The organism is Streptomyces sp. NPDC014861, from assembly GCF_043081625.1.
Lineage (GTDB): Bacteria > Actinomycetota > Actinomycetes > Streptomycetales > Streptomycetaceae > Streptomyces.
This window is the reverse complement of the sequence record NZ_JBIBWV010000026.1, coordinates 26,141-43,996: the sequence shown is the minus strand read 5'-3', so window position 1 is coordinate 43,996 and position 17,856 is coordinate 26,141. Positions and strand designations below refer to the sequence as shown.

Genomic DNA, 17,856 nt, shown 5'->3' with positions numbered 1-17,856 from the left:
GGGCCACTCACGCTCCCGCCCGGCTTCCGGACAGGACTTACTCACGAGTAGCGCACTCTTCTCTACGATGATGCTACCCGCCGGTAATAAGGGCAACCCCTACCGGGAGATCTGTGACACGCCTCGCGCCGCGCGCAGCCCCGCCAACCCCGCGGCGAGGGCCCCGCAGCCCCCGAGGAGCAGGGCCGCGCCGGTGCCCACCACCCCCGGCGCGTGGGCGATCCAGCGCGAACCGACCCGGGTCGCGGTCACCTCGGCGGGGTCCTTCCGCCCGTCGTGGGCCACGAAGGAGAGCCGGGTGCTCCGGACGGGCGGCGGCCCCGAGGGCCTCCCGCGCAGCGCGTCCAGGGCGGCCCGCCGCCGGTCCTCCTCCGCCGCCGCGATCTGCGCGGCGCTCATGCCGAAGCAGTGCCACACGCCGCCGCCCTCGGCGGTCCGCGTCTCGGCGCAGCTGATCCGGGTGAAGGTGACGGTCTCCAGGCCGGGCGCGCCGGTGCCGACGGCGGTCACCCCCGCTCCCGCGCCCGCGAGGAGCACCCCCGCGCCGATCCACCCGGCCGCCCGCGCGAGGCGGCCCGCCCGCGAGGGCGCGCCCGGGCGCGCGGCCCCGCCCGGCCGAGGCTCGCCGGTCCGCGCCTCGTCGGCGCGGGCCGCCCACGAAGGTCCGGCGGCCCACGAAGCTCCGGCCGCCCGCGCACCGCCCGCCCGTGCCGCGTCCGCACCGCCCGCCCGTGCCCCGTCCGCACCGCCCGCCCGTGCCTCACGCGCGTCGTCCGCCCGTGCCTCGTCCATGCCGACCCCCCGTCGTCGAACGTGAGCCCAGGGTACGGACGTCGGCCCCTGTGCGGGGCGGTCGGTCGATAGGCTGGGGGCATGTACGGATACGGGCAGCACGGGGACGGCGGCGCCGCCCAGCAGCAGTACGCACCGCCCCCGCAGGGGCAGTACCCCCCGCAGGCCGGCATGCAGGGCGGCGGGTACGGGCAGCAGCAGGCGCCGCTCTATCCCGAGCCGTCGCCGCCCTCCCTCGCCGACGCCGTCCGGGCCTTCACCACCGGCACCCTGGCCGCCGAGGACTTCCAGCAGGTCTTCGCGACCTCGAAGGTCTACTGCCCGCGCGGCGACAATCCCGGCTTCCTGGCCCTGCACAACACCCAGCAGCCCGTGATCCCGATGTTCACCACGCTGAAGGAGCTGCGGCGGTACGCGGGCAAGGAGTCCAAGTACTTCGTGATCACCGGCGCCGAGGTGATCGACCTGCTTCCGACCGGCTACGGCTTCGTCCTCGACATGGAGGGCGACCACCGGATCGTCTTCGACGCGAAGGCCGTGGAGCAGATGGTGGACTTCGCGATGCGGCGGATGTACGGCTGACGGATCCTGAAGAGGTGGAGAGCGCCCGGGAGGAATTCCTCCCGGGCGTTCCGCGTTCCGGGTGGCAGGAAGTTCAGCATTCAACTAAAGTGGTCGTACGAGGACAGGCCGGAAGGCCACCGAGCCCTCAGGCCGTACGAAGGAGGTCCCGCCATGCCCGCCGTGACTGTCGAGAACCCGCTCACCCTGCCGCGCGTCGTCGCCCCGGCCGACGCCGCCCCGCGCCCCGTGCTCGCCGTCACCACGGCCCCCCAGGGCTTCGAGGGCGAGGGCTTCCCGGTCCGCCGGGCGTTCGCGGGCATCAACTACCAGTACCTCGACCCGTTCATCATGATGGACCAGATGGGTGAGGTGGAGTACGCGCCGGGCGAGCCCAAGGGCACCCCCTGGCACCCGCACCGCGGCTTCGAGACCGTCACCTACATCGTCGACGGCACCTTCGACCACCAGGACTCCAACGGCGGCGGCGGCACCATCACCAACGGCGACACCCAGTGGATGACCGCCGGCTCCGGCCTTCTCCACATCGAGGCCCCGCCGGAGTCCCTCGTCGTCAGCGGCGGGCTCTTCCACGGCCTCCAGCTCTGGGTCAACCTGCCCGCCGCCGACAAGATGATGGCCCCCCGCTACCAGGACATCCGCGGCGGCCAGGTCCAGCTCCTCACCTCCCCCGACGGCGGCGCGCTGCTCCGCGTCATCGCCGGCGAGCTCGACGGACACCAGGGCCCCGGCATCACCCACACCCCGATCACGATGATCCACGCCACCCTCCGCCCCGGCGCCGAGATCACCCTGCCCTGGCGCGAGGACTTCAACGGCCTCGCGTACGTCATGGCCGGCCGCGGCACCGTCGGCGCCGAGCACCGCCCCATCCACCTCGGCCAGACCGCGGTGTTCGGGCAGGGCGGCTCGCTGACCGTCCGCGCCGACGAGAAGCAGGACTCGCACACCCCCGACCTGGAGGTCGTCCTCCTCGGCGGGCAGCCCATCCGCGAGCCCATGGCCCACTACGGCCCCTTCGTCATGAACACCCAGGCCGAACTCCGCCAGGCCTTCGAGGACTTCCAGGCCGGCCGCCTCGGCACCGTCCCGGCGGTCCACGGGATGGGCGAGTAGACCGCCCCGCCCGTCCTCGACGGGGACGGGCGGCAGGTCCGTACGGAGGTGACGGGTCGTCGCACGGACGGCCCGTCATGTCCGCGATCGACAACTGTGCGTGTGATCTTATGGACGGGTGGAGACGAGTCGAACGCCCCTGCTGCCCGAGCCGGCCCGCAAGCTCGGCGCCTGGTGCGCCGTCCTGCTCCTCGTGGCGGGCGTCGCCGCCGTCTTCATCTGGCTCTGCGTGGTCTTCAAGACCGCCGTGACACCCGTGCTCCTCGCGATCCTCGGCACCGCCCTGCTGGGACCGCTCTACCGGCGGCTGCTGCGGATGAAGGTCAGCAAGTCCCTCGCCGCCGCCGTCACCGTCGCCGCCGTCCTCGTGGTCGTCGGCGGCGCCGGCTACATCGTGGTCGCCGCCCTCATCGAGACCGGTGACCAGATCCTCGCCTCGCTCCGGCAGGCCGCCGTCGACATCGCCGAGCACTTCGGGGCCGCCGGGACCTCCCTGGAGGACCTGGCCAAGAACGCCCGGCAGCTCCTGGAGAAGTTCGGCGGGACGGCCGCCTCCGGCGTCATCTCGGGACTCAGCGTCGTCGGGCAGATGCTCGCCACCGCCGTCCTCGCCCTCCTCCTGATCTTCTTCTTCCTCCGCGACTCCGACAAGGCCGTCGGCGCCCTGCGCGCCTTCGTCCCGTCCGGCACCTCCGACACCGCCGAGGCCATGGCCCGCCGCGCCTTCGAGGCCGTCGAGGGGTTCATGCGCGGAACCACCCTCGTCGCCTTCGTCGACGCCGTCCTCATCGGCGTCGGCCTGCTCGTCCTCGACGTGCCCGGCGCGATCGGGCTCGCCGCCCTCGTCTTCGTCACCGCCTACATCCCCTACCTCGGCGCCTTCCTCTCCGGAGCCGTCGCCGTCCTCGTCGCCCTCGCCGACCGGGGCTTCGTCATCGCCCTGTGGGTCCTCGGCATCGTCCTCGCGGTCCAGGTCATCGAGGGCAACGTCCTCCAGCCCATGGTCCAGAGCCGCACCGTCCAGATGCACCCCGCGGCGGTGATGCTGGCCATCACCGCAGGCGCCTCCGTCGCCGGCATCCTCGGCATGCTCCTCGCCGTCCCGCTCACCGCCGCGGCCACCGGCATCCTCGGCGAGCTCCGCGCCCGGTACGGCGCCCGCACGGAACCCCGCGGCACCGCCTAGACCGGCGCGGCCCTGCCCCGTCCGAGCGGCAGCCTCAGCCCCTCCTCCAGGCAGCCCCGGCCCCGTACGGACGCGGTCCCGGCCCCTACGGGCGGTCCCGGCCTCCCCCCCCCGGAACAGCCCCCTCACGGGCGGTCCCGGCCCCTACGGGCAGCCCCCGAACCAGTGGACAACCCCGCCCCTACGGGCAGCATCCCTCCGCCCCCGTGGGCTCCGTCAGCTCGAACCAGATCGTCTTGCCCTCGCCGCGCGGCTCCACGCCCCACGCCTCCGCCAGCATCTCCATCAGCACCAGGCCGCGCCCGCTGGACGCCATCTCGCCCGGGTGGCGCTTGTGCGGCAGCTCGTCGCTGGCGTCCGAGACCTCCACCCGCAGCCGGCGGCCCTTGTCGCCGCAGGTGACCCCGGCGGTCAGCAGGGCGTCGCCGTCCGTGTGGACCAGCACGTTGGTGACCATCTCGGAGACCATCAGGACCGCCGAGTCGAGCTGGTCCTTGTCGGCCCAGTCGTGCAGCAGCTGCCGCACCTGCTCCCGCGCCTCCGCGATCCGCTCCGGCTCCGCCTGGGCGATCGTCATCAGCGTGCGGCGCGGGGCCTCCCGTACCGTCGTCGCCGGCCGCCGGGAGAGCAGCAGGACGGCGATGTCGTCCTCGCGCCGGTCCGCGAGCGGGCCGGTGGTGTGGTGCGACCCGGGGCCGTGGACGGCCTCCACGAGCGTGTCGGCCAGCTCCTCCAGGTCGTCGCCCCGGTGCTGTTCGAGCAGCTTCCTGACCCGCTCCCAGCCGCTGTCGAGATCGTGCCCGCCGGTCTCCAGGAGCCCGTCGGTGCAGATCATGAGGGTCTCGCCGGGCTCCAGGGTGAGGCGGGTGGTGGGGTAGTCGGTGTCGGCGTCGATGCCGAGCGGCAGCCCGCCGGCCGTCGGCCTCAGCAGCACCGTCCCGTCGGGCATCCGTACCGCCGGGTCGGGGTGGCCCGCCCGCGCGATGTCCACCGTCCCCGACTCCAGGTCCACCTCCAGGTACAGACAGGTCGCGAACCGCGGCCCGCCGCCGCGCCCCTCCCCGCTCACCCCGCTCTCTCCGCCCTCCCCGTCCGGGCCGTCGTCGCCGTCGTTCACCCCGTACAGGAACCGCGAGGCCCGCGAGAGCACCGCGTCCGGCCGGTGCCCCTCGGAGGCGTACGCGCGCAGCGCGATCCGCAGCTGCCCCATCAGCGCCGCCGCCCGCACGTCGTGCCCCTGCACGTCCCCGATGACCAGTGCGATCCGGCCCGCGCCGCCGCCCGTGCGGCCGGGCAGCCGGATCATGTCGTACCAGTCGCCGCCCACCTGGAGCCCGCCGCCGGTCGGCACGTACCGCGCCGCCACCCGGATCCCCGGGATCCCCGGGCCGAGCACCGGCATCATCGTCCGCTGGAGCCCCAGCGACAGCTCCCGCTCCGACTCCGCCACCCCGGCCCTGGCCAGCGCCTGCGCCAGCATCCGCGCCACCGTCGTCAGCACCGACCGCTCGTCCGGCGTGAACGTCACCGGGTGCTCGAAGGCCGCCATCCAGGCGCCCATCGTCCGCCCGGCCACCACCAGCGGCACGAACGCCCACGAGTGCCGTTCGAAACGTTCCGCCAGCGGCCACGTCATCGGGAAGCGGCGCCGGTACTCCTCCGGCGACGGCAGGTAGATCGCCCGCCCGGTCCGCACCACCTCCGCCGCCGGGTAGTCCGTCGCCAGCGACATCGACGTGAACGGGCCCTCGTCGCCGTCCCGCTGCCCGTGGTGCCCGATCACCGTCAGGCGCTCGCCCGACATCCCGAAGACCGCGAGCCCGTCCGGTGAGAACCCCGGCATCGACAGCGAGGCCGCCACCCGCAGCACCTCCGCCGTGGACCGCGCCTCCGCGAGCGCCCGCCCCGCGTCCAGCAGGAACGCCTCCCGAGACCGCCGCCAGTCGCCCGTGATCGGCGTGTGCGGCCCGGCCGTCCCGGGCTGCGGATCGGCCACCTCCTGGAGCGTGCCGACCAGCTGGTAGTCGCTTCCCTCGATCAGCGGCTTGGACCGGCTCCGTACCGTACGGACCACCCGGCCCTCGCCGTCCATGATCCGCAGCCGGGCCTCGGCGAGCGTGCCCTCGGCCACCGCCAGGTTCACCACGCCGTCGATCTCGTTCCAGTCCACCGGATGGAAGCGGGACCGCACCGCCGCCTCGCTCAGCCGCACCGGCTCCGCGGGCAGCCCGAGCAGCCGGGCGGCCTCGGCGTCGAGCGAGACGGTCCCGGAAGCGTTGTCCCAGCGCCACAGGCCCGTGGCGATCGCGGCCAGGACGTCCTCGGTACGCATTGCCCCACTTTATGAATATCGGACAGCGTGTCGCCACCGTGCCCCCGCCGGGCACGACCGACAGTAACCGAATCGCGATCTTGGGTGTCCCGGTAGGCTGGGACCGCCCTGACCCTGCCCTCCGGCGCGGTCGGGATTCACACCACGATCCCGAAGACTGGATGAACGACGATGCATCGGTACAGGTCCCACACCTGCGGCGAGCTCCGCGCCTCTGACGTCGGCACCGACGTCCGGCTGAGCGGCTGGCTGCACAATCGGCGCGACCTGGGCGGCATCCTCTTCATCGATCTGCGCGACCACTACGGCATCACGCAGCTCGTCGCCCGCCCCGGCACCGACGCCTACGAGGCGCTCGACAAGCTGACGAAGGAGTCCGTCGTCCGCGTCGACGGCAAGGTCGTCTCGCGCGGCGCGGAGAACGTCAACCCCGAACTCCCCACCGGAGAGGTCGAGGTCGAGGTCGGCGCGGTCGAGGTCCTCGGCGCCGCCAAGCAGATCCCCTTCACCATCAACGCCGACGACGGCGTCAACGAGGAGCGGCGCCTGGAGTACCGCTTCCTCGACCTGCGCCGCGAGCGCATGCACCGCAACATCATGCTGCGCTCCGCCGTCATCGCCGCCATCCGCTCCAAGATGGTGGCCCTCGGCTTCAACGAGATGGCGACCCCGATCCTCACCGCGACCTCCCCCGAGGGCGCCCGTGACTTCGTCGTCCCGTCCCGTCTCAACCCGGGCAAGTTCTACGCGCTCCCGCAGGCCCCGCAGCAGTTCAAGCAGCTGTTCATGATCTCGGGCTTCGACCGCTACTTCCAGATCGCGCCCTGCTTCCGCGACGAGGACGCCCGCGCCGACCGCTCGCCCGGCGAGTTCTACCAGCTCGACGTCGAGATGAGCTTCGTCGAGCAGGAGGACGTCTTCCAGCCGATCGAGAAGCTCATGACCGAGCTCTTCGAGGAGTTCGGCGGCGGCCGCCACGTCACCTCCCCCTTCCCGCGGATCCCGTTCCGCGAGTCGATGCTCAAGTACGGCAACGACAAGCCGGACCTGCGGACCTCCCTCGAACTCGTCGACATCTCCGACGTGTTCGCGGACTCCGAGTTCAAGGCCTTCGCCGGCAAGCACGTCCGCGCGCTCGCCGTCCCGGACACCGGCGACCAGCCGCGCAAGTTCTTCGACGGCCTCGGCGACTTCGCGGTCTCCCTCGGCGCGAAGGGCCTGGCCTGGGTCCGCGTCGGCGAAGGGAACGCCCTCACCGGCCCGATCGCCAAGTTCCTCACCGAGGAGAACGTCAAGGTCCTCACCGAGCGCCTCGGCCTCGCCCCCGGCCACGCGATCTTCTTCGGCGCCGGCGAGTTCGACGAGGTCTCCAAGATCATGGGCCCGGTCCGGGTCGAGGCCGCCAAGCGCGCCGGCCAGTTCGAGGAGAACGTCTTCCGCTTCGCGTGGATCGTCGACTTCCCGATGTACGAGAAGGACGAGGAGACCGGCAAGATCGACTTCTCGCACAACCCCTTCTCCATGCCCCAGGGCGGCCTCGAGGCCCTGGAGACGAAGGACCCGCTGGACATCCTCGGCTGGCAGTACGACATCGTCTGCAACGGCATCGAGCTCTCCTCCGGTGCCATCCGGAACCACGAGCCCGACATCATGTTCAAGGCCTTCGAGATCGCCGGTTACGACCGCGCGACCGTCGAGAGCGAGTTCGCCGGCATGCTGCGCGCCTTCCAGTACGGCGCCCCGCCGCACGGCGGCATCGCCCCCGGCGTCGACCGCATCGTCATGCTCCTCGCCGACGAGCCCAACATCCGCGAGACCATCGCGTTCCCGCTCAACGGCAACGCGCAGGACCTCATGATGGGCGCCCCCACGGAGCTCGACGAGACCCGCCTGCGCGAGCTGAACATCCAGCTCCGCAAGCCGGTCGAGAAGCCGTCCGTGAAGACGGACGACCGCCCGGTGACCGAGTCGGTCCACCCGGACGCGGCGCGGTAGGTCTCCGCCCGTCCGAAGGGCCCGGGATCCGCACACGGATCCCGGGCCCTTCGCGTCCACCCGCTCAGCCGCTCAGCCGCTCACCCGGCGGTGGCGGCCTCCCACCGCACTTCCCCGTCGTGGATCTCCCCGGTCGGTACGAGCCCGGCGGCGCGGGCGACGGCGCCGGAGGCGGCGTGATCGGGGTGCACGTGCGCGACGACGGTACGGACCCGGGGCCGCAGCCACCCGACGAGCGCGCGGGCCGCCTCGGAGGCGTACCCCAGCCCCTGCCAGGCGCTCCCGACCACCCAGGCGACCTCGGCCCCCTCGCCGGTCACGGTCGCCTGCACGGTCCCGACGAGCCGCCCGCCGTCCCGCTCCCGCACCACCCAGTTGCACCACGCGGTGTCAGGGTCCGGCGCCCCGGCCTCCCACCGCGTGTACCGGGCCCGCAGCTCCTCCAGGCTCTCCGGCACACCCCCGATGAACGCGTGCAGCGCCGGATCCCCCAGCACCCCGGCCATCTCCTCGGCGTGCGACACCTCCAACGGCACCAACTCCAGCCGCTCGGTACCGATCACTCCGACGACGACATCGCCCCGCATGCTCCGAGCCTCCATGCCACCCGCACCGTTTCAGCTTCTGCCGGGGCGTGACACTACCTCGGGGGATCGAACGCCTTGGGCCTTCCTCCTCAGGGGAGCTTTGGAATCAAATCCAGCCATGAGTGGATTTCCTCGGTCGGAAGATCGCCGCTGTCGAGCATCGCCCGGATGGGGAGAAGCGGAGTGAGGAGATTCTTCGCCCTGCGCAGTTGCAGCATTCTCTCCCGTGTCGTCTCCCGCCAGCGCTCGGCCATCCGGCCCGCCGTCTCCAGGGGCAGTTCAAGATTCTCGAGTACGTCCGAACAGAGCAGGGCGAGGCTTCGGTCCGCATCACTGGAGTCGACCCCGAACTCGCGGATCAGATAGGCGCGGATGGCTACCGATTCGGTCATGGAAAGCTGCGGTGCGCCGCCCTGATGCTTCCTTGAGACAGCTGCGAGGGCGAGACGGGCCCAGCGCAGCCTGTTCCCGTCGGTTTCGTCAGAGCGCTGCATCTGACCGACCGCTCGGTCGCGAAGCTGTTCCCAATGCTCGGCCGTGCACGTCCGCGCCTCCGGACTGTGCAGAAACGTCTCCAGGGCGTCGAGCGAAGAATCGTGGGCCCGATGGGGACCCCTGGGTCGACTCGGTGTGGAGGGCGGTCCGTCAGAAGAAGGATATTCCCGCACGTTCGAACTCTTCCTTTCCGATGTCGAGGCTCTCCGTGGATGGCCAGTAGTGGCCGCTCTGATTGTTGATCTCCATTCCGAAATACTGACCCCCGCCTCCGGCGATTTCCGCCTCTCCGGCCGCGCGCTGTCGTGCCCCTGCCCGCGCCGTCCAGGTCGAGGTGCCGGGGGCCGGAGAAGGCTTCGGCGACGGAGGTCAGGCCGCCGTCGGGGCGGTAGGCGTGCGCGCGGGGTGCTGGAGACTGCCAGAGCGGGAGGTGCCCTCCTGGACCGTCAGGTGGTTGCGCTTTCGTCAGCGGCGAGAGGGGAGTTGGTCGTGGTGTGGGGGGAGGGCGGGGTTGGTGTCGGGGTTGCCGCAGGTGGGGCAGGGGGTGGAGTCGGGGGCTCGGAAGCAGATGTCGCAGGGTTCGCAGTAGTGGAGGGGGTGGGGGTGGGCGGGGGCGGGGACGGGTGCGGATTCGGGGAGGGGGCGCTGAGTGGGGGTGCTGGGGGGAGCTGGGCGGCCAGGCGGTGGGCCAGGAGTGCGGCGGGGTGGTGGATGGGGGTGGTGGAGAGCCCGGCCGTCAGGGCGTGGCGGATGGTCTCCGGTGAGACGCCGCGTTCGAGCCAGGCGGCCACGCCGGGGGTGAGGTGTTCGGCGTCGGCCTCGGAGCAGTACAGGCGGGGGTCCGTCTCGCGTAGCCCGATGAGGACGTGGAGGGCGGAGCGGAGGAGTTCGCGGGCGGGGAAGCCGGGGCTGGGCACGGGTGGGAGGGGGCGACGGGGTGGGGTGGCGGTCCGCGAGGCCGGGGGCGGGGTGGGGTCCGCGTCCGGGGGCGAGGGGGCCGGGGCCGGGGGCGAGGGTGCCGGGTCCGGAGGTGACGGGGTCGGGTCCGGGGGCGGGGTGGGGATTCGGCGTCGGGCCGGCCTGTCTGCCGGAGGCCGGTTCTGGGCCGGGCGGTGGCAGAAGACCGTGTGCGTCGCGACGCGGCCGTCGGGGGTGCGGATGACCGTGCGGCGCAGGTAGCCGTGGGCTTCCAGGGCGTTCAGGGCCTTCGCGACGGTCGTCCTGCCGAGGTCGAGCTCGTGCGAGAGGGTCTTGATGTCCACGGCGGTGCCTTCGGGCAGTGACGCGATGTAGGCGCCGACGCCGATCGCGACGCCGTCCAGCCCCTTGTGCTGGAGCAGGGCGTTGTCGAGGACCGTGAAGTTGCGGGTGAGGCGGGTCCGCTCGTGGCACACACCGCCGGAAGTACGCCGGGAAGAGTGGTTCTTGGGGTGTGAGCGGGACGCGGGGCGCGGCCGCCGACTAGGCTGTCGGGTATCCATCGGGAAGGTTCTGGCTTCCTTGTTGGTAGGCCCTCGCACTGGGACTGCAATCCCGGCGGGGGCCGACGCATTTCTGCGAACGGTTGGTATGGCGCTGACACTAGACCAACCAACCCGCCTCGAAACGCCATCAGTTGGCATATTCACTCTCGTGAGTGACCGCGCTCCCACGCCCGCGCGAGGGTGGGTGGGTGGGAGTTCTTTCCCTCGGTTCTTTGTCTTTTTGCCGCCCGCCCCGGCGGCGCCCGGCTCACCGGAGCCCGGTCGGTCGGGCTCCGGTGGGGCGGGAGAACATCACAGGTCAGAAGGGTGATCGAGTTCCGCCCACACCGTCTTGCGGGGTACGGGTCCCGGCGCGACGCCCCAGCGATCCGCCAGCTTCTCCACCAGCAACAGGCCCCTTCCCGCGTGGGCTTCGGGGAGTTCGGGGAGGTCGCTCCCTCGGGTGTCGCTGACCTCGATCCGTAGCAGCCCGGGGAGTGCGGCCAGCGCGAGGCGGAAGTCCCGGCCGGCGACCCTGCCGTGCGTCACCGCGTTCGCCGTCAGCTCGGCGATGATCTGCGCGGCGGCCTCGGTGACGTCGTACGGGACGTCCTGGCGGGGCCGCAGCCACTCGACCGCCAGGAGTCTGGCGAGCCGCGCGCCGCGCGGAGTCGAGGACAGCTGGATGTCGAACTGCACTTCGGGAGCGGCCAGTTGGAGGGCGGCTTTCTCTCGGTTCACGTCACCGAGCGTGGCCGCGTGCGGCTAGCGTGAACAGTCACTCCGTCGATACGTAGGGTGACTGTCCGGGCCTTGTCCACTGCTGTCCGGTCTGTCGGGGGCCCCGTGGCGGGTAGGGGGTTGCGGCCACACAGGACATGCGGAGGGGTGCAGGATGTCGGCTGAGGACAGTGGTTGGGAAGTCGATCCGGACGATGAGTGGGGTGTCGCCGTCGTCGCCACGGTGGGTCGCCAACTGCGCTTGCGGCGCGAGTCGGTCGGTATGAGCGGTGCGGAGTTCGGGGAAGCGCTCGGCTACGGCGAGGACCTCGTCTACAAGATCGAGGGCGGAAAGCGGATTCCTCGCCCCGAATACCTGGACAAGGCGGACGGGGTGCTGCGGGCGGAGGGGCTGCTGTCGGCGATGAAGGACGACGTGGCGAAGGTCCGGTACCCGAAGAAGGTCCGCGAGCTGGCGACGCTGGAGGCGAGGGCGGTGGAGATGCAGTTGTACGACCCGCTCAACGTTCATGGCCTGTTGCAGACGCCCGAGTACGCGCGCGGGCTGCTGATGATGCGGCGTCCGGCGTACACGAAGGACGAGGTGGATCGGTACATGGCGGCGCGGGTGGCCCGGAAGTCCGTCTTCGACAGGGACCCGGCGCCCGAGCTGAGCTTCGTCCTGGAGGAGGTGACGCTGCGGCGCCCTCTGGGCGGGCGGGGGATACTCCGCCGTCAGCTCGAACACCTGCTGATCGTGGCGGAGTCGAGGCAGGTGGAGCTTCAAGTGATGCCACTGAGCCGGGAGGAGCACGCGGGCCTCGCGGGCGGCATCGAGGTGCTGAAGTTCGAGGACGGGACAGCGGTGGGGCGTTCGCCGGCGATCGCCGGCGGACGGCCCGTGACCGACCTGCGGCAGCTCCGTATTCTGGAACTGCGTTATGGGATCATCCGGACGCAGGCTCTCACCCCCCGTGAGTCCGCCTCCGTCATCGAGCAACTGCTAGGAGAGACGTGACGCACCGCAGCTCACTCGGGGATGGCTCTGATCCGGTCTGGTTCAAGAGCTCCCACAGCAGCAGTAGCGAAGGCGACTCGTGCGTCGAGGTCGCCACCGCCCCCGCCGCCGTCCGCGTCCGGGACTCCAAGGACATCGGCCTGCCCCAGCTCGTCCTCTCGCCGGCGGCGTGGGCCGGGTTCGTCGGGTTCGCGCGCGGCGACGGCTGACGCGGACCCCGTCGGGATTCAGCGGGCGTGGTCCTTCAGGAACGCGCCCGCCAGGGCCGCTGCCTCCTCTTTCGTGGGGGCGGCGGCCCTGTCGCTTCTGGTGCCGTCGGCCGCCGTCGCCGTCCACGTCCAGGCGTCGGCGGAGGGGGAGAGCTCCGCCTGTCCGCCGAAGAGGGCGGGGGTGGTGGTGCCGGGGGTCGGGCGGGTCACCGCGGCCGGCCACTTCTTGCGGGCGCCCTGGCGGGTGATGCCCCAGACGGCGCCCAGCTGTTCGTAGCTCGCGCCGTAGGAACCGGCCGTGCCGGCGGCGACGGAGGTGAGGCGCTTGACCTCCTGGTCGACCACCTTCCAGGCGGCGAGGACGGAGAGCGCGATGTCCACCGGCTCGCCCCGCCACATTTGCTCCTCGGGCTGCCCGGTCGTGTGGGCGCGGAGGGCGGTGGCCAGGGGATTCAGGGCCTTGTGGAGCGCCGATTCGAGACTGGTCAGTTCTTCCGCGGGAAGCCGTGTTCGCGGCGGGAGCCGCCCGCGGCGGGCGGGACGGGGTCAGAGCCAGCCGCGCTGGGCCGCTTTGAGGCCGGCCTCGAAGCGGCTCGTCGCGTCGAGGCGTTCCATCAGCGCGGCCATCTGGCGGCGTACCGTCCGCAGGGAGACGCCGAGGCGCTTGCCCGCGGCCTCGTCCGTCATGCCGGAAGCCAGCAGTTTCAGCAGGGCGCTCTCGGCCGGGGAGAGGCCGTCGGCGGCGGCGTGAGCGGCGCGTCGGTCGGCGCCGAGCGGGACGGCCATCTCCCAGGTCTGCTCGAAGAGGGCGAGGAGGGGCATGACGATGCCGGGGGCGCTGGTGCAGAGCGCGCCGAGCCGGGTGTTGGCCGGGTCGATGGGGACGACGGCGACGCGGCGGTCGAAGACGAGCATCCGCGGCGGGGTCTCCGGGCAGGTGCGGATCTGCCCGCCGTTCTCGGTGTGCCAGCGGGCGTAGGCGAAGGTCGCCGGGTCGTTGCGGGCGCTGTCCTGGTAGATCGTTCGCAGGGTCACGCCCCGCGCGAGGGCGCGCTCGTCCAGGGGGCGGGCCGCGGCGAGGCTGGCCGGGGACTGCGCGCCGCCGGGCTCGATGGAGCAGCACTCGTCGGTGAGGTCCCGGGCGAGGCTCTCCAGGCGGGACTGGATGGCGTCGAGGCCGACGAGCCGTTCGGCGCCGTCGACGCCGGCGTCGGACCGGTCGGCCGCGTAGGCGGCGACGGTACGGGCGACCGCCTCCTTGCTGCGGGCCAGTTGCTGTTGGCGCCGCAGGAGTTCGGCCTCCTGGCGGCGCAGGATGGAGTCGAAGCCGGTCTCCGGGCTGACCGCGCGGAGCATGCCGGGCGCGTCCCGCGAGGGCCGCAGCAGCTCCAGGTCGACCAGGTCGTCCAGGCATTCGCGTACCCGGCACTCCGTGATGCCGAGCCGCTCGGCCAGCCGCACGACGCCGACCGCTTCGCCGGCCGGTCCGCAGTTCAGCAGGCTCTGGTAGACCGCTTCCTGGTCCGGTCCGAGTCCCAGCAGCTCAAGGCCGTAAGTGTCCTGCATGATCGCCCACCCCCCAGTGGCACCACCCCGATGGGGCCCACTTTAGAACGCGTTCGGTTCGGGAAGGTCATCCCCCCGGCGGTAGCGGACCTTCGGGCGGGCGAGTACGTCACCTTGATGCCATGTCATGGCCACTCGCCGGGAGCCGGGGTGCGGCACCTTGGTGCCAGGCATTTAGGTGACGCCGGGAAGCCCTTCACCCGGGGGTGGCGGGTGAACAGGATGGTGTCACCGAAAGGGAGGCGCCCGGAGTGGACCGGACCGGCTCCCCGAGGAGTCGGTCCCCTTCGATTCCGCGCCGTCCGTGGTGCTCCGCCCGAGAGGAAACCCCGTGTTCACGTCCGCCCGCCGCCCCCTCGCCACCGCCGCCCTCGTCCTCGCCCTCGCGGGCTTCGCCACCGGGGAGACCATCGGCTGGGACGCCGTTCCGGCCGGCGCGGGCGTCGCCGCTCCCGCCGACACCATCGGCTGGGACTCGGCCCCGGCGGGCGGGACGACGCTCGCGGCCTCCTCGGACACCATCGGCTGGGACTGACCGGACGATCCGGGCCTCCCTCTGACAGTCCTCCGACCTCCCTCCGGCCTTCCGTCGACCTTCCTTCCTCCCCCCACCGTCGTTCCGAGAGTCCTCCCATGCGCATGGTCTGTGTCCTGCTGAAGGGACCGGCGGGCGGCCCCCGCCTCACCGCGCTCCCCAGCCTGATCCACGACCTGCTCTGGGCACACGCCCTCCCCGCCGACGGTCTGGAACACGTCCGGACCCGCCAACTCCCTCATGGCCTGGACGTCGTCCTCTTCCTGAAGGCATCCACGGACGAGGCCGCCATCCGGTCCGCCGAGGTGCTGCTGGAGCGCGTGAGGGAGCCGTTCGCCCGGCACGGCCTCACCGGCGGCATCGCCCGCTAGGTCCCGCCGCCCCGCCGGCCTCGCCGGTTCCCGCCGGGGCTTGTCGGTGCCGTGAGGGCGCGGGCCGGTCTCCGGGCTCGCCGCGGCCTTCCGGTCGTCCTCACGCTTCCTTCGTCTCCGACCCCTTTCCCCGCCCGGGCGCACAGCACCCCATGCTCTGTCATGCCCGCTTCAAGACTTTCCGTCCTCGCACCCCAGGAGCCCTGATGAACACCCGTGCCCGCGTCCTCTCCCTCACCTCCGCGGCCGCCCTCGCCGCCGTCGTCCTCGGCGTCACCACCCCCGCCCAGGCCGCCGCCCCGGCCGGCCTCGCCGCCGCCACGACGGCGGTCACCGCGGTCGCGGCCGACTCCTCGGTCGGCGGCTCGATCACCCGCGACGAGGTCATCCAGCGCGCCAAGCACTGGCTCGGCAAGTCCATCCCGTACAACCAGGGCGCCACGTACCCGGATTCCGACGGCAAGAACTACCGCACCGACTGCTCCGGTTACGTCTCGATGGCCTGGCACCTGACCACCAGCCTCAGTACCCGGACGCTCGAGGACAGCGCGGACACCTACGAGATACCGCGCAGCGACCTCAAGCCCGGAGACATCCTCAACAGCTACTACGACCACGTCTTCCTCTTCGACAAGTGGGAGGACGCCGCCAAGACCAAGTTCTCCTACTACTCCTTCGGTTCGACGCCGGTGAAGCACGTCACGGGCGTCTCCATCAACGCGGCCACCTGGGACAGCCACCCGAACGGCGACTACAAGGCGCTCCGGTACAAGCGGATCGTGGACGCGCCCGTCGACAAGGGCATGACCAACCTGACCGCCGTGGGCGACCTCACCGGTGACGGCGTCACCGACATCATCGCCGTCGAGTCCGCGACCGGGAACCTCTACCGCTACAACGGCCCCGGCTACGTCGGCATGGCCGCCCGCACCAAGATCGGCAACGGCTGGAACACCATGTCCACCATCGTCGGGACCGGGGACGTCACGGGCGACGGCGTCGCCGACGTCATCGCCGTGGAGAAGGGCACCGGAGACCTCTACCGCTACCCCGGCCCGAACTACAACGGCGGCGCCCGCGTGAAGATCGGCTCCAACTGGGACGGGATGACCAACATCACCGGCGTCGGCGACCTCACCGGCGACGGGATCCCGGAGATCATCGCGGTCGAGACCGCGACCGGCAACCTCTACCGCTACTCGGGCCCCAACTACGTCGGCGGCGGCGGTCGCGTCCAGATCGGCAACGCCTGGAACGGCATGTCCACCCTCGTCGGCGTCGGGGACCTCACCGGCGACGGCGTCGCCGAGATCGTCGCGGTCGAGCGGTCCACCGGCAACCTCTACCGCTACTCCGGCCCGAACTACAACGGCGGCACCCGCGTCCAGATCGGCACCAACTGGGACGCGATGACCAACATCACCGCCGTCGGCGACCTCACCGGCGACAGCGTGCCGGACCTCATCGCCGTCCGCTCCGACACGCAGAAGCTCTACCGCTACTCGGGCCCGTCCTTCAACGGTGGCTCGGCCGTCGAGATCGGCTCCGGCTGGTAGACCCCGCGCCCCACCCCGCCCCACCCCGCCCCACCTCGCCCCGCCCCACCCCGCGCCCCGGCCGGCGGCCCCGCGCCGCCGGCCGGGCACGGGTCCGGCCCGGCCCGGCCCGTCGCGCGGCACCGCGCCCGCCCTCCCTCCCGTACGTGCCCTCCCGTACCACCCGCAGAGGAACCCCATGAGCCCCCGCAAGCGCCGCCTCTCCCCGCGCACCGCCCTCGTCGCACTCCCGTCGGCCGCCCTCGCCCTCGGCCTGCTCACCGCCCCGCCCGCCTCGGCGGCCTCCGTCGCCACCTGGGACGAGGTCGCCCGGTGCGAGTCCGGCGGCAACTGGTCCATCAACACCGGCAACGGCTACTACGGCGGCCTGCAGTTCCTGAAGTCGACCTGGGACGCCTTCGGCGGCAGCGCGTACGCCACGTACCCGCACCAGGCGACCAAGGAGCAGCAGATCCGCATCGGCGAGAAGGTCCTCGCCACCCAGGGCGAGCGCGCCTGGCCCACCTGTGGGCCCAGGGCCGGACTCGGCTCCGACCCGGCCGACCCGTACCCCGCCGAACCGGCCGCCCCGCAGACGAAGATGGCCCACCTCACCTCCGTGGGCGACCTCAGCGGCGACGGCGTCCCCGACATCGTCGCCGTCGAGGCCAAGACCGGTGACCTCTACCGCTACGACGGCCCCGGCTACGTCGGCATGGGCGCCCGGACCAAGCTCGGCTACGGCTGGAACGGCATGAGCGACCTCGTCGCCGTCGGCGACCAGACCGGCGACGGCGTCGCCGACATCCTCGCCGTCGAGAAGGGCACCGGAGACCTCTACCGCTACTCCGGCCCGACCTACAAGGGCGGTTCCCGGGTCAAGGTCGGCTCGAACTGGGACGCGATGGCCCACGTCAACGGCGTCGGCGACCAGACCGGCGACGGCGTCCCCGACCTCGTCGCCGTGGAGAAGGCGACCGGGGACCTCTACCGCTACGCCGGTCCGGCCTTCACCGGCGGCACCGCCCGCGTGAAGATCGGCGTCGCCTGGAACTCGATGTCCGCCCTCGCGTCCGTGGGCGACCTCACCGGCGACGGCGTCGCCGACGTCCTCGCCGTGGAGAAGGCGAACGGAGACCTCTACCGCTACTCCGGCCCGAACTACAACGGCGGCTCCCGCGTGAAGCTCGGCGTCAACTGGGACGCCATGTCGAACGTGACGGGCGTCGGCGACGTCACGGGCGACGGCGTCCCGGACCTCCTCGCCGTCGAGACCGCGAACGGCAACCTCTACCGCTACGCCGGCCCCCTCTACAACGGCGGCTCCCGCACGCAGATCGGCACCGGCTGGTGA

18 protein-coding genes are annotated in these 17,856 nt (G+C 72.1%); 10 read left to right on the top strand and 8 right to left on the bottom strand.

Annotated elements, in window-relative coordinates:
• Positions 1-99: 99 nt before the first annotated feature.
• Positions 100-792 (bottom strand): hypothetical protein, encoded by a 693-nt coding sequence (locus ACF1BN_RS32540; protein WP_392335180.1) that lies wholly within the window; start codon positions 790-792, stop codon positions 100-102.
• 81 nt (positions 793-873) lie between these two features.
• Here ACF1BN_RS32540 and ACF1BN_RS32535 point away from each other — a divergent pair, with 81 nt between their 5' ends.
• The 3 genes from ACF1BN_RS32535 to ACF1BN_RS32525 all read left to right on the top strand — a co-directional run bounded on the left by ACF1BN_RS32535 (position 874) and on the right by ACF1BN_RS32525 (position 3,676).
• The gene (locus tag ACF1BN_RS32535; RefSeq protein ID WP_392335179.1) at positions 874-1,374 is read left to right on the top strand and encodes an SseB family protein; all 501 of its coding nucleotides are present in this window, start codon (positions 874-876) and stop codon (positions 1,372-1,374) included.
• A gap of 153 nt (positions 1,375-1,527) precedes the next feature.
• Positions 1,528-2,490: a pirin family protein gene (locus tag ACF1BN_RS32530; RefSeq protein WP_392335178.1), complete on the top strand. Its 963-nt coding sequence runs from the start codon at positions 1,528-1,530 to the stop codon at positions 2,488-2,490.
• A 118-nt stretch (positions 2,491-2,608) separates the two neighbouring features.
• Positions 2,609-3,676, top strand: coding sequence for an AI-2E family transporter (locus tag ACF1BN_RS32525; protein WP_392335177.1), 1,068 nt, complete (start codon positions 2,609-2,611; stop codon positions 3,674-3,676).
• Between the two features lie 181 nt (positions 3,677-3,857).
• On the opposite strand, the gene ACF1BN_RS32520 is transcribed toward ACF1BN_RS32525, so the two are convergent.
• Positions 3,858-6,008, bottom strand: a complete 2,151-nt coding sequence (locus tag ACF1BN_RS32520; RefSeq protein ID WP_392335176.1) for a SpoIIE family protein phosphatase — start codon at positions 6,006-6,008, stop codon at positions 3,858-3,860.
• A gap of 171 nt (positions 6,009-6,179) precedes the next feature.
• Between ACF1BN_RS32520 and aspS the strand changes: the two genes are divergently transcribed.
• Positions 6,180-8,003 carry an aspartate--tRNA ligase gene (aspS, locus tag ACF1BN_RS32515; RefSeq protein ID WP_392335175.1) on the top strand — a complete coding sequence of 608 codons (1,824 nt, stop codon included), beginning with the start codon at positions 6,180-6,182 and terminating at the stop codon, positions 8,001-8,003.
• A gap of 80 nt (positions 8,004-8,083) precedes the next feature.
• Here the strand turns inward: aspS and ACF1BN_RS32510 are convergent, their stop codons facing one another.
• The 4 genes from ACF1BN_RS32510 to ACF1BN_RS32495 all read right to left on the bottom strand — a co-directional run bounded on the left by ACF1BN_RS32510 (position 8,084) and on the right by ACF1BN_RS32495 (position 11,289).
• The gene (locus ACF1BN_RS32510) at positions 8,084-8,590 is read right to left on the bottom strand and encodes a GNAT family N-acetyltransferase (RefSeq protein ID WP_392335174.1); all 507 of its coding nucleotides are present in this window, start codon (positions 8,588-8,590) and stop codon (positions 8,084-8,086) included.
• An 89-nt stretch (positions 8,591-8,679) separates the two neighbouring features.
• Positions 8,680-9,084 carry a hypothetical protein gene (locus ACF1BN_RS32505; protein WP_392335173.1) on the bottom strand — a complete coding sequence of 135 codons (405 nt, stop codon included), beginning with the start codon at positions 9,082-9,084 and terminating at the stop codon, positions 8,680-8,682.
• A 447-nt stretch (positions 9,085-9,531) separates the two neighbouring features.
• The gene (locus ACF1BN_RS32500) at positions 9,532-10,479 is read right to left on the bottom strand and encodes a helix-turn-helix domain-containing protein (protein WP_392335172.1); all 948 of its coding nucleotides are present in this window, start codon (positions 10,477-10,479) and stop codon (positions 9,532-9,534) included.
• Positions 10,480-10,860: 381 nt separating this feature from the next.
• On the bottom strand, positions 10,861-11,289 hold the full coding sequence (locus ACF1BN_RS32495; RefSeq protein ID WP_392335171.1) for an ATP-binding protein: 429 nt from the start codon (positions 11,287-11,289) through the stop codon (positions 10,861-10,863).
• Between the two features lie 154 nt (positions 11,290-11,443).
• On the opposite strand from ACF1BN_RS32495, the gene ACF1BN_RS32490 reads away from it, so the two are divergent.
• Both ACF1BN_RS32490 and ACF1BN_RS32485 read left to right on the top strand, forming a co-directional pair.
• Positions 11,444-12,286 carry a helix-turn-helix domain-containing protein gene (locus tag ACF1BN_RS32490; protein ID WP_392335170.1) on the top strand — a complete coding sequence of 281 codons (843 nt, stop codon included), beginning with the start codon at positions 11,444-11,446 and terminating at the stop codon, positions 12,284-12,286.
• Entirely contained in the window at positions 12,283-12,495 is a 213-nt protein-coding gene (locus ACF1BN_RS32485) for a DUF397 domain-containing protein (RefSeq protein WP_392335169.1), read from the top strand. The genes ACF1BN_RS32490 and ACF1BN_RS32485 overlap by 4 nt, the downstream gene beginning before the upstream one ends.
• An 18-nt stretch (positions 12,496-12,513) precedes the next feature.
• Here ACF1BN_RS32485 and ACF1BN_RS32480 read toward each other — a convergent pair whose 3' ends face one another.
• Positions 12,514-12,894, bottom strand: a complete 381-nt coding sequence (locus ACF1BN_RS32480; RefSeq protein WP_392335168.1) for a hypothetical protein — start codon at positions 12,892-12,894, stop codon at positions 12,514-12,516.
• A gap of 147 nt (positions 12,895-13,041) precedes the next feature.
• Entirely contained in the window at positions 13,042-14,061 is a 1,020-nt protein-coding gene (locus tag ACF1BN_RS32475; protein WP_392335167.1) for a LuxR C-terminal-related transcriptional regulator, read from the bottom strand.
• A 331-nt stretch (positions 14,062-14,392) separates the two neighbouring features.
• Between ACF1BN_RS32475 and ACF1BN_RS32470 the strand changes: the two genes are divergently transcribed.
• From ACF1BN_RS32470 to ACF1BN_RS32455, 4 genes are all read left to right on the top strand, one after another.
• On the top strand, positions 14,393-14,596 hold the full coding sequence (locus tag ACF1BN_RS32470) for a hypothetical protein (RefSeq protein WP_392335166.1): 204 nt from the start codon (positions 14,393-14,395) through the stop codon (positions 14,594-14,596).
• A gap of 98 nt (positions 14,597-14,694) precedes the next feature.
• Positions 14,695-14,967: a hypothetical protein gene (locus ACF1BN_RS32465; RefSeq protein WP_392335165.1), complete on the top strand. Its 273-nt coding sequence runs from the start codon at positions 14,695-14,697 to the stop codon at positions 14,965-14,967.
• Positions 14,968-15,173: 206 nt separating this feature from the next.
• On the top strand, positions 15,174-16,523 hold the full coding sequence (locus ACF1BN_RS32460; protein ID WP_392335164.1) for an FG-GAP-like repeat-containing protein: 1,350 nt from the start codon (positions 15,174-15,176) through the stop codon (positions 16,521-16,523).
• Between the two features lie 178 nt (positions 16,524-16,701).
• Positions 16,702-17,856 carry a transglycosylase family protein gene (locus tag ACF1BN_RS32455; RefSeq protein WP_392335163.1) on the top strand — a complete coding sequence of 385 codons (1,155 nt, stop codon included), beginning with the start codon at positions 16,702-16,704 and terminating at the stop codon, positions 17,854-17,856.

Coding starts and splice junctions, on each gene's coding strand:
- ACF1BN_RS32505 (WP_392335173.1), bottom strand. CDS start 9,084: ATGCAGCGCTCTGACGAAACCGACGGGAACAGGCTGCGCTGGGCCCGT.
- ACF1BN_RS32520 (WP_392335176.1), bottom strand. CDS start 6,008: ATGCGTACCGAGGACGTCCTGGCCGCGATCGCCACGGGCCTGTGGCGC.
- ACF1BN_RS32480 (WP_392335168.1), bottom strand. CDS start 12,894: ATGTGGCGGGGCGAGCCGGTGGACATCGCGCTCTCCGTCCTCGCCGCC.
- ACF1BN_RS32455 (WP_392335163.1), top strand. CDS start 16,702: ATGAGCCCCCGCAAGCGCCGCCTCTCCCCGCGCACCGCCCTCGTCGCA.
- ACF1BN_RS32530 (WP_392335178.1), top strand. CDS start 1,528: ATGCCCGCCGTGACTGTCGAGAACCCGCTCACCCTGCCGCGCGTCGTC.
- ACF1BN_RS32460 (WP_392335164.1), top strand. CDS start 15,174: ATGAACACCCGTGCCCGCGTCCTCTCCCTCACCTCCGCGGCCGCCCTC.
- aspS (WP_392335175.1), top strand. CDS start 6,180: ATGCATCGGTACAGGTCCCACACCTGCGGCGAGCTCCGCGCCTCTGAC.
- ACF1BN_RS32535 (WP_392335179.1), top strand. CDS start 874: ATGTACGGATACGGGCAGCACGGGGACGGCGGCGCCGCCCAGCAGCAG.
- ACF1BN_RS32465 (WP_392335165.1), top strand. CDS start 14,695: ATGCGCATGGTCTGTGTCCTGCTGAAGGGACCGGCGGGCGGCCCCCGC.
- ACF1BN_RS32490 (WP_392335170.1), top strand. CDS start 11,444: ATGTCGGCTGAGGACAGTGGTTGGGAAGTCGATCCGGACGATGAGTGG.
- ACF1BN_RS32510 (WP_392335174.1), bottom strand. CDS start 8,590: ATGCGGGGCGATGTCGTCGTCGGAGTGATCGGTACCGAGCGGCTGGAG.
- ACF1BN_RS32475 (WP_392335167.1), bottom strand. CDS start 14,061: ATGCAGGACACTTACGGCCTTGAGCTGCTGGGACTCGGACCGGACCAG.
- ACF1BN_RS32540 (WP_392335180.1), bottom strand. CDS start 792: ATGGACGAGGCACGGGCGGACGACGCGCGTGAGGCACGGGCGGGCGGT.